General features: G+C 36.0%; 14 protein-coding genes. 3 read left to right on the plus strand and 11 right to left on the minus strand.

The genetic code is table 11. The features are described from left to right. Positions 1-3: 3 nt before the first annotated feature. On the minus strand, positions 4-2,853 hold the full coding sequence (locus DEU39_RS08635; protein ID WP_120231640.1) for a SusC/RagA family TonB-linked outer membrane protein: 2,850 nt from the start codon (positions 2,851-2,853) through the stop codon (positions 4-6). Positions 2,854-3,217: 364 nt separating this feature from the next. Here DEU39_RS08635 and DEU39_RS08640 point away from each other — a divergent pair, with 364 nt between their 5' ends. The 3 genes from DEU39_RS08640 (at position 3,218) to DEU39_RS08650 (ending at position 4,771) form a co-directional block, all read left to right on the plus strand. Next, on the plus strand, positions 3,218-3,889 hold the full coding sequence (locus tag DEU39_RS08640; protein ID WP_120231641.1) for a DUF4197 family protein: 672 nt from the start codon (positions 3,218-3,220) through the stop codon (positions 3,887-3,889). A gap of 40 nt (positions 3,890-3,929) precedes the next feature. Beyond that, positions 3,930-4,235 carry a DUF493 family protein gene (locus DEU39_RS08645; protein WP_047433612.1) on the plus strand — a complete coding sequence of 102 codons (306 nt, stop codon included), beginning with the start codon at positions 3,930-3,932 and terminating at the stop codon, positions 4,233-4,235. Between the two features lie 62 nt (positions 4,236-4,297). Continuing rightward, the gene (locus DEU39_RS08650; RefSeq protein WP_120231642.1) at positions 4,298-4,771 is read left to right on the plus strand and encodes a hypothetical protein; all 474 of its coding nucleotides are present in this window, start codon (positions 4,298-4,300) and stop codon (positions 4,769-4,771) included. A gap of 55 nt (positions 4,772-4,826) precedes the next feature. Here the strand turns inward: DEU39_RS08650 and DEU39_RS08655 are convergent, their stop codons facing one another. The 10 genes from DEU39_RS08655 to DEU39_RS08700 all read right to left on the minus strand — a co-directional run bounded on the left by DEU39_RS08655 (position 4,827) and on the right by DEU39_RS08700 (position 13,486). Further along, on the minus strand, positions 4,827-5,177 hold the full coding sequence (locus DEU39_RS08655) for an arsenate reductase family protein (RefSeq protein WP_120231643.1): 351 nt from the start codon (positions 5,175-5,177) through the stop codon (positions 4,827-4,829). A gap of 86 nt (positions 5,178-5,263) precedes the next feature. Beyond that, positions 5,264-5,878 carry a deoxynucleoside kinase gene (locus DEU39_RS08660; RefSeq protein ID WP_002977952.1) on the minus strand — a complete coding sequence of 205 codons (615 nt, stop codon included), beginning with the start codon at positions 5,876-5,878 and terminating at the stop codon, positions 5,264-5,266. 27 nt (positions 5,879-5,905) lie between these two features. Then, on the minus strand, positions 5,906-6,868 hold the full coding sequence (locus DEU39_RS08665; protein WP_120231644.1) for a hypothetical protein: 963 nt from the start codon (positions 6,866-6,868) through the stop codon (positions 5,906-5,908). Between the two features lie 143 nt (positions 6,869-7,011). Beyond that, entirely contained in the window at positions 7,012-8,037 is a 1,026-nt protein-coding gene (locus DEU39_RS08670) for a glutaminyl-peptide cyclotransferase (protein ID WP_120232224.1), read from the minus strand. Between the two features lie 102 nt (positions 8,038-8,139). Next, positions 8,140-9,162 carry a glutaminyl-peptide cyclotransferase gene (locus DEU39_RS08675; RefSeq protein ID WP_120231645.1) on the minus strand — a complete coding sequence of 341 codons (1,023 nt, stop codon included), beginning with the start codon at positions 9,160-9,162 and terminating at the stop codon, positions 8,140-8,142. A gap of 35 nt (positions 9,163-9,197) precedes the next feature. Further along, positions 9,198-9,581, minus strand: coding sequence for a VOC family protein (locus tag DEU39_RS08680; RefSeq protein ID WP_120231646.1), 384 nt, complete (start codon positions 9,579-9,581; stop codon positions 9,198-9,200). Beyond that, positions 9,578-10,084 (minus strand): GNAT family N-acetyltransferase, encoded by a 507-nt coding sequence (locus tag DEU39_RS08685; protein WP_120231647.1) that lies wholly within the window; start codon positions 10,082-10,084, stop codon positions 9,578-9,580. The genes DEU39_RS08680 and DEU39_RS08685 overlap by 4 nt, the downstream gene beginning before the upstream one ends. A gap of 3 nt (positions 10,085-10,087) precedes the next feature. Next, positions 10,088-10,513: an SRPBCC family protein gene (locus tag DEU39_RS08690; RefSeq protein WP_120231648.1), complete on the minus strand. Its 426-nt coding sequence runs from the start codon at positions 10,511-10,513 to the stop codon at positions 10,088-10,090. 219 nt (positions 10,514-10,732) lie between these two features. Continuing rightward, entirely contained in the window at positions 10,733-12,346 is a 1,614-nt protein-coding gene (locus tag DEU39_RS08695) for a Na+/H+ antiporter (RefSeq protein ID WP_062671779.1), read from the minus strand. Between the two features lie 135 nt (positions 12,347-12,481). Then, on the minus strand, positions 12,482-13,486 hold the full coding sequence (locus DEU39_RS08700) for a bestrophin family protein (protein WP_062671777.1): 1,005 nt from the start codon (positions 13,484-13,486) through the stop codon (positions 12,482-12,484). Between the last annotated feature and the right edge of the window lie 14 nt (positions 13,487-13,500).

Consider the following 13,500-nt stretch of genomic DNA (forward strand, 5'->3'; position numbering starts at 1 on the left):
TTTTTAAAAATTTAGGTTAACACCAAATACAAAAGATCTCAATGTAGGATAAGCATCTAATTCTACGCCTGCACGTTTAATTGGATCTCCTTCTGCTGTAGGATCTGCAGGATTATATCCTGATAATTCTGAGGAATATCCTGAGTATTTCTGGAATACAATTGGATTAATCGCACTTACATAGAGCTTAATTGATTTCATATAATCCGTTACATTTTTAAATGTATACCCTACTGAAATATTATTGATTCTGAAATAATCTCCACTTTCCAAATAGAATGTTGATGCAATTGGGATATTTGCAGGATTTACAGGATTTGCTGCATTAGTGTTTGTAGGAGTCCAGAAATCATTCGCTACAGAAGCTTCGACATTTTCTCCACCATTCCTTTGTGCTTTTTTACCATTATACACTTTGAATCCAAAAGCTCCATAACCGCTCAAAGCAAAATCCCAATTCTTGTAAGACATTGAAAAATTAACACCTAAGGTTGATTTTGGTATGTAAGAGCCAAAGAAACGTCTGTCTCCCGGATCTGCACTTCCGGTAACTCCATTACCATTCAAGTCTTTAAACTTCAGGTTACCGTTTGCATCATAACCGTCTGCTTCCCATAGATAGAAACTTCCTAATGCGTAACCAACTGCCTTAGCATTAAAAATTTTTGTATCCTGTCCGTTTCCAAGATTTCCTCCCACAAGTTGAGAAACCGGCTTGGAAAGATCAATACTGGCAAGTTTGTTCTTATTGTAAGAATAATTGGCACCAATTGAATAAGTAAAATCCTCACCTACTTTATCAGCCCAGTTTAAACTTATCTCAGCACCTTTATTGACAACACTTCCCATGTGTGAAAAATTCACTTCAGAAATACCTGTTGCAAGATAAGGTACCACCCCCAAGATAAGATTATTGGTTTTTCTGTTATAAACATCAAAGCTACCCGATAACCTTTTATTCAGGATTGCAAAATCTAATCCTAACGAAGTTTCTTCGGTTACTTCCCATCCTAAACTAGGGTCATATCCCTGATTAACAGTTATTCCATTACTTACAGGCGATGTACCGAATCCATAATTATATGTTGCTCCGGATGAAAGTGGCAAATAATTTAGCGGAACCTTCTGGTTACCTAATTTACCCCAGCCTCCTCTTAATTTTAAAAGATCAAAGAATCCGTCCTGCATAAAGCTTTCTTCAGAAATGATCCATCCGGCTCCAAATGATGGAAATGTCCCCCATCTGTGCCCCTCAGCGAACTGAGATGATCCATCTCTTCTGAATGTCCCGCTTAATAAATAACGGTTCATAAATTTATACTGAAGTCTTCCGAAATAAGAAATGGTAGTATTTCTGTTTCCTTTTATAGATTCAATAGCTTTGGTCGTATTGTCACTAAATAAATTACCATAGTAATCTACACCATCCAGATTCCAGTAGTCTTGTGAAACGGGTACATTCTTTCTGTTGATCGTTAAGGTTTCAAGACCGTTGGCAACTGAAGCTTCTGTACCGGCTACAATTTCAATATCATGGTTTCCTACTTTCTTGGTATAGGTTAAATAGTTATTAAGTACCCAGTTGAAATAGTTTTGACTTTTATTGGTTAATCTTGTCAGAGGCAAAGAAGTATCATATCCACTGTCAACCCTCATTGGATCGCTATCTAACCAGAATGCTTTGGAGTTTACAAAATTGTAATATTTATAATTATTGTACTCACCACTAAACTGAGAAGTAAACTTCAAATCTTTATAAATATCAATATCCAGTTTTAAACCACCCTGCAATAAGAAATTTTTTCCCTTTTGATTATCATAAGCAAGCTGCATTACCGGGTTGCCTACATTATTAAATCTTCCTCCTTCATAATCGATATTTCCGGTAGTCTTATTATAAATAGGCTGTCCATATTTTCCATTCGGATAATATACAGGGACTAATGGAGATTGTTTATATGCATTTGTAAAAGCACCATACGATTTAGGAGTATCATTGGTAAAGGTAGCACTTAAGGTCTGCGCTAATCTAATACCTTTAGTAATCCTGAATTCGTTATTGGTTCTTACTGTAGTCCTATTATAATTGGTACCTTTAAGGATAGATTGCTCATCATAGTTACTTAAACTTAAGAAGTATTTAGCAGCTTCAGAAGATCCTGAAATAGAAACATTATGTTGATTATAAATCCCTGTTCTTGTAATTTCTTTGAACCAGTCTGTGTTGTACGGCTGATTAGGGTTCAGGTAAGTACTTGCTTTACCAGCATTATTATAATTTGCAAATTCAGACCCGTTAGCCATTTTAATGGTTTTTAAAGGGGTTCTGAATCCAACCAATCCATCATAGGAAACACTTAACTTCCCTCTACCTGATTTCGTAGTAATAATAATTACCCCGTTAGCCGCTCTGTTACCATAGATTGCCAATGCTGCAGCATCTTTCAATACATCATAAGTAAGAATATCATTAGAGTTGATATTGTTGATGTTATCGGCATACATTCCATCAATTACATATAAAGGTGTTCTTCCACCCAATACAGTACCAAGTCCTCTGATCATCACTGTCGGAGTAGATCCTGGTGCATCGGAAGCAATTACCTGTACCCCGGCGGCTTTACCCTGAATGGCTTGTGATGCATTCAATACTTTGGTTCTGGTTACTTCCTCCGCACTGATAGAACTGATAGCTGTTGTATTATCAACTTTTTTACGGCTACCATATCCAATCATAACGACTTCGTCGATTTTCTGGACTTTAGCAGAATCCTGCGTAACCTGTGCATTCACATTCATCCCGAAGTATAGAACGGCAATGAGACCTGAATACTTTAAATTACTTTGTTTCATATAGTTTCAATTTTATTCAAATAAATTCAAATTTGTACCTGTCTCTAAATAGTGGAGTTATTTAAAATCTCAAAAAAAGACATTAGCCAAAAATATAAAAAATATCCAACACTGTTAAACTATCTTAAATATTTAAAATTTTCCACATTTTATTAAATGAAAAACACTAAAAAATCAAATTTTATAATCCTTTATTTAAAATCAACATACTTTATTCATCATATCTCTAAATGAAATTTTATTTTTTTTGACACAATATTCACCAAAACATGTACTCAATTTAATATTTTGTTAAATACAGAATAGTAATTACCTTTGGTGCAGTTTTTGACAAAAGCATGTTAGAAATACATAATAAAGATCAATGAAAAAATATATCATTGCAGCCGCTCTTCTGATCGGGACCGGTGCTGTTATTACCACCAGTGTACAATCCTGCACTTCACTGGCCACATCAGACATGGGGCTTTCTATTATCAAAAGAATTCTGCTCAATGGTATTGATAAAGGAATGGGTATCTACGGGAATAAAGAAGCGTTCCTGCAGAATAATATGGTTGATAAAGCTCTTCCCAAAGAATTGAGAGATATCAATTCTACGCTGGAGAAAATTGCACCCTCACTGGTCGCCAAAGAAAGAGATTATATAGCACAGGCTGCAGCTTATACCGTGAACACCTCGAAACCCATTTTGCAGGATGCAGTCAACAGTCTTAATGCTCAGGATGTAACGCGAATTATGCAGGGAACAACCGCTACACAGATTCTGAAGGAAAAAACATCCCAACAGCTTATTGCTGCCATTGCTCCTAAAGTAGATGAAAAACTGAACGAATATGGCATAGTAAAAACTATCAATACAGCGTTATCAGGCAGCAATTTTCTGGGCAGCCTTTTAGGGGGAAATAACAACACTTTCAATTCAGGAGGACTGAGTAAACTTGCTTCTGAACAGCTGGTAAATGGATTATTCAACATCATCGAAGATTATGAACACCAGAACTCCAAGTCTCTGCTGGGACCATTTGGAAAATAGGAAATTTTTCGTTATATTTATATTATATTAACAATTGCAGATGGATATATTACAAGGAAATCAACACGCAAGCCCTGAAGACTTTTATCAGTCTTTGAGGGAGAAACTGGAGGATCATCATGATTTTCCGGAGGACTATTTATTTAAATTTATTATTCCTACAGATCAGGCAAAACTTACTGAAATTTACAGAGTTTTTGATGGTATTAAATTTACACTGGGAAACCGCGAAAGCAAAAATGGAAAATACACAGCCTGCAATATCAATGCATTTGTTCTGGATGCCAATCAGGTAGTGAATATTTATAAAGAAGTAGCAAAAATAGAAGGCGTTATTCTATTATAAAAACAAAGGCCGTTTCATCATGTTGAAGCGGTTTTTTTATTATTAATACATAAAAACAGAATATGATGAATATCCAACTGATCCTGTTTAATATCATTGTAGCAACCTCTGCTACAAACTGTATGCACAAAAATAACAGCGAAAATAATACCCAAAATATCTCTTCTGCAGTTCAGCAACAAAAGATTCAACAGATCCGGTTAACAGAAAGGACAAGAGGATTCAGCAGAGATATTGTTTTCACTCCTTCCTCAAAAGAATCCAATATTAACGAAGAAATCACTACTACTAAAATATCTCCCGCAGAATGGCAGATGGTTTCCAGATTAGCTCAAACTATTGATTTATCGAAGATATCAGATCTTAAAGCTCCTACAGAGGGCAGGCATTCTGACAGGGCAATGATAGCATCCATTATCATTACCGCTGGCGGAAAAGAGTATACTTCCTCAGAATTTGATTCCGGACGTCCTCCAAAAGAACTGGAAGCTTTATATAAGGCAATAAACGGCCCGGTTACTACAAAAACCCCATAACATAAAAAGATCCGCTCTTTAACAGAACGGATCTTTTTTATTTATTAAGTTTCATCTATTTTTCAATAAAGAACTTTACATTTTCAATGGGTCTTCCCAGCATTGCTACTGAACCTTTTACCAGAATCGGCCTCTGTATCAAAGATGGATTTTCAGAAAGAATTTTAATCCATTCTTCTTCTGAATAGTTTTTATCTGCATAGTTCTCAACGTAAAGCTTATCGGTTTTACGGATAATATGAAAAACACTCTGATTCAGTTTCTTCAGCACCGTTCTTATTTCAAGTGGGCTTAACGGATCATCAACAATATTAATGATCTCAAAAGGCACTCCGTTTTCGTCAAGATACTCCAGTACAGCATTGGACTTTGAACAGTTTCCGTTATGTAAAACTTTAACTACCATGATACATTATTCAAAAATTAAACTTGGTCTTAACAAATTTAAAAAGATTTACCCTGAGTTTGTCTTAATGTTCTGATAAAAATATGTTAAAACAATCCGTGAAGTTCTGCTTCAATCTTCTCCAGAATAAACCCGAAATCTTCAGGTTTTTCAACGAAATCAAGGTCATCCACTTCTACAATCAGCAATTTTCCTTCTGTATAGTTGGAGATCCATTTTTCATATTTCTGGTTCAGTTTTGAAAGATATTCAATACTGATAGATGCTTCATATTCACGACCTCTTTTATAGATTTTTTTAACCAGGTTAGGAACATCAGATTTCAAATAGATTAAAAGGTCCGGAGCAGACACGAAAGACTTCATGAGATCAAATACTGATGAGTAGTTATTGAAATCCCTGTCTGAAAGAAGGTTCATATCATTCAGGTTTTCCGCAAAAATATGGGCATCTTCATAGATCGTACGATCCTGAATAATGTTTTTCCCGCTTTCTCTGATCTCTTTTACCTGACGGAATCTGCTCCCCAGGAAATACACCTGCAGTGCGAAACTCCACTTGCTCATGTCTGAATAAAAATCTTCCAGATAAGGATTATGATCTACATCTTCAAATTGTGCATCCCATCCGTAATGCTTGGAAAGCATCGTTGTCAAAGTTGTTTTTCCGGCTCCGATGTTTCCTGTAACTGCAATATGCATAATATTCTTTTTCCTTGTATTTACCGATTAGTTGATAAGTTTTTCGACAGCCTCAGTCTGAACCTGGGAAATATCTTCAATCAATTTCTGTAAAGTATTGTCTGAAGGTTTCTCTGCTGTATTCTCAACTGGTTTTTCTTCCATCTTTTCTACTGGTTTTTCTGTAGATGGCGGAGGAGATTCCGGCTGAGCTTCGAGCTGTTTTTGCTGTTGGGCTTTCTTTACTTTTTCAAGGCTGTAAAGATAGAGTTTGTTCCCTTTGATTGCAAAATAAGAGAGGATGTTTTTATCCACAATTTGTGCTTCCTGATCTTCAAAAATGGTTGTCATCCCTTTTTCAGGGACATATTGTGAAATGAAATTACTGGCAACCACCAGGATCATATCATTCTCTCTTCGAAAACGTTTTCCGTTTTCCAAAGGGGCTTCGAAAAGTTTTTCAAATTTCAGGCTGTAAATCCTGATATGTTTTCTTGTTAAGATATAGACCTTATTTTCATAGACCAGCATATCCATTAAATCTTCAAAACTGATATCAAAAGGATATGAGTTGATGGTGGTATCATTTCTGAAATTATATTGTATCAGACGTTTTGTACTGTCGTCCAAAAGCCACAGCTGCTGCAGATCTTCGGCATAAGCCATTCTGATAAAACCAAATTTCTGTTTAAAATCCAATCTTTGAATCTCATTCATATTCTGGTCTACAAATTTCATTTCCTGGGCATTTTCAGAAAACAAAGGTACATTCAGAGGATTTTGAACGTTCTGAACTTTGTAGGGTACAGTAAGCATCATTTTTCCAATCTGTTTTCCTAAAGAATCATATTTGGTAAAACTGAAATCTTTGTTTTTATAGATATAGAGATTTCCGTAGTCATCGGCAAGCATATCTTTAGCTTCCTTTAGTTTCAATGTATCCAAAGGAAGAATATTCTGCGCTGAAGCTATACAGAAAAGAAAAAAAAATAGTATGTTTAAAAACTTCACTCTGTTTTTTTAATGGGGTCAATTTACTGAAAAATAACTTCACTCAAAAGATGGTTTTATTTCAATAGAATCTTCATTGAGGTGAATCAAAATTGAGACCATCTTCTTGATGAAAAAACTGCTCTACAATAGATATAATGAGTTTATTGAAAAGCGGCTTCATAAATTTTCTCCCAGTTTTTACCTGTCACGAGCATATTATCCCCTTTAAAAGCAATTCCGTTTAAGACATGCTCGCTGTCTCCCTTATCATTTTCCTTTGTCAATTGTGTAAAATCAAGTTTACCTATGACTTCTCCGTTTGCAGGATTAATTTTTAGAATGACAGGTTGATGCCAAACATTAGCATAGATAAATCCCTTGTGATATTCAAGCTCGTTGAGCTGATTATAAACGGTAGAATAACCGCCAACTGCAATTGTTTTCACTACTTTTGAAGGATTATTAACATCCAGAAAATAAAGATTCTTTGAACCATCCGTAGCGATCAGGTTTTTCCCATCATAGGTCAGTCCCCAACCTTCTCCAATTACACCGGGCAATGGAAATTCGGATAATTTTTTCAAAGTATTTTTATCATAAATAAAACCGATTTTATTCTGATAGGTCAGTTGATACACCTTATCTTCTACAATCGTACACCCTTCAGAGAAAATATCAGCGGGCTGCTTAGCCATAATTTTGGGAACTGAAGATCCTAGAGTATATTTTATAAGCTGAGAAGATCCCTTCATTCCATCACTTTCATACACTGTATTTCCTTCTACCACAAAACCTTCAATAAAGTTTTTGGGATCATGAGGATAATCGGCAACTATTTTATAGGGAATATTCTGCTCAGGAGTTTTAGTAAATACATTAATCGTAGCATCCTGGTTTAAAGTTTCACCGCGATTAGTTTTAATCACAAAGACTACTTTATTATCACCCAATGTGAAAAATTGAGGATTAATTCTTAATTCTTTTGTTTCTTTATCCCCAAAGCTGATGGTTATACTTTCCGTATTTTCAGTCACTTCTTTGGGAAGATCAAGTTTATCACCGAAATGATAACCTTTTTCTTCTTTTGAGTTATTGTAATCCGCCAGAGAATCCAGCATTTTTTCCTTGTTACTGCAAGAGACAAGGAATAAAGCCGCTACCAAACCAATATGGATATTTCGCTTCATGAAGGTATTAATCATTTTCCAAAAGTACTAAAATTTAATCCTCAAAACGAAAATAACGCTCCCAAGGGAACGCTATTTTTATTTTTTATCAATAGAATCAGATTATTTGATCTGAACTTCGTAAATCTTTGGCCAGTTCTTTCCTGTTACCAGCATATTATCTCCTTTGAAGGCAATTCCGTTCAGTACATCATCACTTCCTTTGGTATTCTGTTTTGCAATTTCTGTAAAATCAAAAGTTCCCACTACTTCTCCATTGGTTGGATTAATCTTTAAAATGATCGGCTTCTGCCATACATTGGCATAGATAAATCCATTGTGGTATTCCAGCTCGTTCAACTGATCATATGCCTGAGAACTTCCTGCAACAGCAATATATTTGATCAGTTTTGAAGGATCATTTACATCAAGGAAATATAACAGCTTACTTCCATCAGAAGCAATCAGGCTTTTCCCGTCATATGTTAATCCCCAACCTTCACCCAATACATTAGGATAAGCAAATTCTGAAAGCAGCTTTAATGAACTTTTATCATAAACATATCCTTTTTTGCTTTGCCATGTCAATTGATATACTTTGTCTCCTACGATGGTACTTCCTTCAGAAAAGTCTTCCTGAGCCTGTTTTGTAGAAGCCAGCGGAGTGGTTGTTCCCAGCGTATATTTTAAAATCTGTGAAGATCCGTTCTGCCCGTCACTTTCATAAATGGTATTTCCTTCAATTTGGAAACCCTGTACAAAGTTTTTAGGATCGTGAGGATATTCCGCTACAATCTGATAAGGAATATTTTTTTCAGGATTTTTTGCAAATACATTGATGGTAGCATCCTGATTTAGCACTTCACCTCCTTTTGTTTTAATATTGAATGTAACAGCATTGTCTCCTAATGTGAAAAATTTAGGATCAATTGTTAAATCTGCTGTTTCTTTATCTCCAAAGCTGATTGTTACGCTTTCTGCATTTTCCGTTACCTCTTTCGGAAGCTCAAGCTTATCTCCGAAATGGTATCCCTTCGCCTCCATTGAAGTATTATAAGTGTTTAATGTATTAAGAATTTCTTTATCCTTATTACAAGACGCCAATAATAAAATCGCTGCGAAACCCGCTATTATACTTTTTTTCATTGAATTTCTAAATATTTCTCCAAAAATAGCAAATTTTATTCCGTATTACCAATATTATCTACGGGTTCACCAAATTGTAATATGTATCCATTGTTGTCATATATTGCAAACTCTCTCATTCCCCATTCAAAAGTTTCGATTTCATAGCAGACTTTGGCTTTTGTTTTAAGGTCTTCCCAAAGATCATCCACCTGATTTACATTGAAGTAAAATGATCCTGAAAACCCGATGGAAAGATTGTTTTCATGTTCATTAGGCTGGGAGAGCATAATGTATATATCATTTTTTCGAAGAGAAGCCCATTGCCAGTCGTCATTTCTACCCATCAGGGTAAATCCGAGAACATTCATATAAAATGTAATTGTTTCATCCAGATTTTCTGTCCAGAAAACAGGGCGAAGTGCGGTAAACTGTGTCATGATTCCTGCAATTTAAAGGTATTTTTATGGATTTTCATATTCAGAGAAACCCATGTTTCCTGATCAATCCTGGCTTCGCTTTTAACATATGGATCAAAAGCAAAACCTACTTTTTTGTAACATTCTATAGCTCCGGTATTCCAGTCGTACACGTTCAGCTCTGCTGTTTCTTTATCAAAGTGATTAAACCCATATTTCAAAAGCTCTTGCATAACCTTCTTTCCATAGCCTTTTCCTCTGTTATTTTCATCCCAGATCAGAATTCTTCCCAGCAGGAATGTCTTCTCTTTTAGAAATATCTGGGCATGCCCGATTGTATTTCCGGTCTGATCTGTAATTTTAAAAAGAGTTCTGTTTTCATCAGATAAGTCCTTTTCCAGCTGTTCTTCTGTGAGAGGGAAACGGTATACGGGCCCGGCAAACTGAAGAAGCATCCTTTCGTCTTTTATCTTTGAAATCAGTTGTGGAGCATCTTCTATCGTAAAAGGGTGTAATGTGATCATGATCTATTTTTCTAAATATTCTTTTAAACTCTGTCCCAAAATCGTGTTCCAGCCTTCTGTAAAGTTTTCTCTTGAAAAGCCTTCTCCTAACTCTTTAAAGTTTTCAATATCTTCATGGGTTAGCTTTACCATAGTTTGTCCGCCCTCAGGCAACAATTCCCAGGTTACAATGGTCTTCAGGGCTGAAAAATCAGGATAGGACCATGTGTGCTTTAATTTTTCATTGGGTATTATTTCTAAAATCTGTGCGTGGTGATGATATTTATTCTCACCTCCCGGTTCATAGAAGTTGAATTCCTTACCTGTTTCCAAAACAAAATCCTGGATATCAAAATACCAGGATTTCATTTCATTTTTATCGGTTAATGCTTTCCAGACTTTTTCAGCCGGAGCATTTATGGTGTACTGAACAGTGATGGATGTACTCATATTATAGGTTTAATATGTTTAAATGTACACATTTTACCTATAATCTTTAACCACAAAAGTCACAAAGTTTTATCTACTAAATTATTAAGTTTAAATTTCTACTCATGAGAAGTACACGTAAGCCTTCAAAATTTCAGAATTTTCCTTTTGTGAACTTTTTATTGCTGCAAGTTCATTTTAACTTTTATCCTTTTGTGACTTTTGTGGCTTATTTTGTAATTATCCATGTGAAAAACCTGTGATTTTGGCTTCGTCAAAATCCAACTGCATTTCAATGGTTCTCATCACGTGATCATCAAATATCTTTTCTCTTTTCATTCTGTGCAATTCATTCCTCTGCGCCTGAATGATCTGTCGGAGGACATCTTTATTTTCATTGATAGCAGTTACATAATCTCCTGTGGAAGCCATACACTGTGCTTTATCAGCCATCAGCATCATTTCATTTTCCAACTTGTGCTTTTGATGACGAACCAGACTGTTGGTTACGGCTAGTTCAGAAAAGTCATTATCAAGTTTGTGCAAAGCTGTTTCCTTCAGTTTGCGCATAAGGATTACTTCCTGTTTTTCTTCCGGTAATTCACTTCCTGCATCCTGAATATTTAATAATTTCAAGATGGGAGCCAACAATAAACCTTGCCCTACCAAGGTAATCAATATGATCACAAAAGTGACAAATAAAATAATATTCCTGTGCGGAAACGCTTCTCCGTTTGGTAAAAAAGCAGGAATTGACAAGGCTGCAGCCAGTGAAACCACTCCTCTCATTGCTGCAAAACTGATGATAAACGGTTCTCTCCAATCCGGTTTGGGAACTTTTAATCTTAATTCTTTAGAGCAGACTCTTGGGAAATACATTAATGCGTAACTATACAAAATTCTTGTTCCGATAATCGCTCCGCCAATCACTACACTGTAGAAAATACCTTCTGAAATGGTATATTCTTTCATTCCTTCCACTACAATCGGAAGTTCCAGACCAATCAGGATAAAGATGATGGTATTCATCAGAAATATCAAAACACTCCAAACATTTCCGGACTGTATTCTGGAGGTATGACTTAAATAGCAATGTGAATTATAGGACATCAGCAGACCTCCGGCAACCACTGCCAATACTCCAGAAAAATGAAAATGTTCTGCTCCCACATACATAATGTAAGGAACGATAAGGGTAATAATGGTATCTATATTGGAATTGGTCGGGATAACTTTTAATAGAGCTCCAAACAGGAAGCCTACTGCCACTCCCACAGCAATTCCACCGATGGCCATGGTAAAGAAATCCTGAACGGCATCTCTCCAGATAAACTGTCCTGAAATAACGGCGGCCAGAGCAAATTTAAATACAATTAAACTGGAAGCATCATTGATCAAACTCTCGCCTTCCAGAATATTGGTGATCTTTTTAGGTATTTTCATATGCTTCAATACCGAAGTAGCTGCAACAGCATCCGGCGGAGAATTTACTCCTCCCAGCAAGAAGCCCATAGCTACAGTAAGCCCTGGAATAATGGAAGATGAAAGATAAGCAACGACTATGGATGTTAAAAACACCAGTCCGAAGGCCATCGAAAAAATCTGTTTTCTCCATTTATGAAAATCCTGCCATGAAGTAAACCATGCGGCCTCGAACAAAATAGGCGGAAGGAAAATCAGAAAGACAAGATCAGGTTCTATTTCAATACGCGGCATGCCCGGCACAAAGCTTATCAGCAATCCGGCAATAACAAGGAAAATAGGATAAGCAACTTTTAATTTCTGGCCGATCATTACCAATATCATCACAGACAGCAGTACTGCAATGGATATTATAACATAGCTGTGAATCATTTTTAAGTAAGTTTTTTTTAAGTTTAAGTGTTATTTGTATGGGATATCAAATATTTATTATTACCCAAACCTTATAGGTTTTAGATATATTTGAAGTCTGTCATTAATCTATATCTAAGATCATAAAAGATCAATCTAAAGCACAATATTATTTTTTGGAGCAATGGCTGGCGGAAGATCAGATTCATCCAGCATATCTCTCATATCAATTTCAATGGTACGGCTGATCTGAGTGATAGGAACATCATTGGGACTTCCTTCAAAAGGATTTACCGAAGCCTCCCCCACGCTGTCCAAGGTATGGAAGCACCATGTTACCAGTAAAGAAAATGGAATATTGAACCACAATGTCCAGCCTTCTACCATGGTTCCTTCACCTAATTTATCGAACTCTTTCAATAATCCAAAAGGCACAAAAACAATGAATAAAAGCAAAAGATACGTGGTGATGGAAGAGAAATTTCTTGGATAGGGAAAATTTTTAATTCTTTCTGCCTTTCCCTGATTATCGGTAAACTTCACCAATTGCTGGTTGATCTGTGTCCATTGAAAATCATTGATTTCTCCTTTTTCATACGCTTCGGACAAATCCTTACTTTGCATTGCCATCAATTGAGTCGCTCTGTTCTTTTTGCTCAAAATATACTGAAGTTCAGATTCTGAAAGGTATTTCTTCAATTCTTCATCCAGTGTGGCCAGTCTCTCGGGAATGTCATATTTTTTAGCATATTCATCAAACTGATCTGTTCCCATATTTTCCCATGCTCTCGGTTCACGGAGCTGAAATCTCAATGCAGTAAGCCATGCATAATGCCGAAGAAACATTTCTTTTACTTTACCGGGATCTTTTGAGAACAATGCATCTCTCAGAATATATCCAAAGCTGCGGCTGTCATTAATAATCGCTCCGTAAATCTGTCTTGCTTCCCAAAGTCTGCTATAGCTGGCATTGTTTTTAAATCCAACGATAAAGGCAACCGCTGTTCCCATAATGGCAATCGGCTGCCAGGGAACAGAAAGAAACTTCCAGCCTAAAAAGTACAGGACTGTAGGAATGGCTGATAGTACGACCAAAGCGTAAATACTTCTTCTGGTCCAGATAATAAACTCGCGGGCTCCGAATCTTTTTCCTGAATGCATAAGTGTTTATTTTA

Source organism: Chryseobacterium sp. AG363, from assembly GCF_003610675.1.
In the GTDB taxonomy this organism is placed as follows: Bacteria; Bacteroidota; Bacteroidia; order Flavobacteriales; family Weeksellaceae; genus Chryseobacterium; species Chryseobacterium cucumeris.

Excerpts from the sequence above, each read along its gene's own strand:
- DEU39_RS08635 (WP_120231640.1), bottom strand. The coding sequence starts at position 2,853 with ATGAAACAAAGTAATTTAAAGTATTCAGGTCTCATTGCCGTTCTATAC.
- DEU39_RS08640 (WP_120231641.1), top strand. The coding sequence starts at position 3,218 with ATGAAAAAATATATCATTGCAGCCGCTCTTCTGATCGGGACCGGTGCT.
- DEU39_RS08645 (WP_047433612.1), top strand. The coding sequence starts at position 3,930 with ATGGATATATTACAAGGAAATCAACACGCAAGCCCTGAAGACTTTTAT.
- DEU39_RS08650 (WP_120231642.1), top strand. The coding sequence starts at position 4,298 with ATGATGAATATCCAACTGATCCTGTTTAATATCATTGTAGCAACCTCT.
- DEU39_RS08655 (WP_120231643.1), bottom strand. The coding sequence starts at position 5,177 with ATGGTAGTTAAAGTTTTACATAACGGAAACTGTTCAAAGTCCAATGCT.
- DEU39_RS08660 (WP_002977952.1), bottom strand. The coding sequence starts at position 5,878 with ATGCATATTGCAGTTACAGGAAACATCGGAGCCGGAAAAACAACTTTG.
- DEU39_RS08670 (WP_120232224.1), bottom strand. The coding sequence starts at position 8,037 with ATGAAGCGAAATATCCATATTGGTTTGGTAGCGGCTTTATTCCTTGTC.
- DEU39_RS08675 (WP_120231645.1), bottom strand. The coding sequence starts at position 9,162 with ATGAAAAAAAGTATAATAGCGGGTTTCGCAGCGATTTTATTATTGGCG.
- DEU39_RS08680 (WP_120231646.1), bottom strand. The coding sequence starts at position 9,581 with ATGACACAGTTTACCGCACTTCGCCCTGTTTTCTGGACAGAAAATCTG.
- DEU39_RS08685 (WP_120231647.1), bottom strand. The coding sequence starts at position 10,084 with ATGATCACATTACACCCTTTTACGATAGAAGATGCTCCACAACTGATT.
- DEU39_RS08690 (WP_120231648.1), bottom strand. The coding sequence starts at position 10,513 with ATGAGTACATCCATCACTGTTCAGTACACCATAAATGCTCCGGCTGAA.
- DEU39_RS08695 (WP_062671779.1), bottom strand. The coding sequence starts at position 12,346 with ATGATTCACAGCTATGTTATAATATCCATTGCAGTACTGCTGTCTGTG.
- DEU39_RS08700 (WP_062671777.1), bottom strand. The coding sequence starts at position 13,486 with ATGCATTCAGGAAAAAGATTCGGAGCCCGCGAGTTTATTATCTGGACC.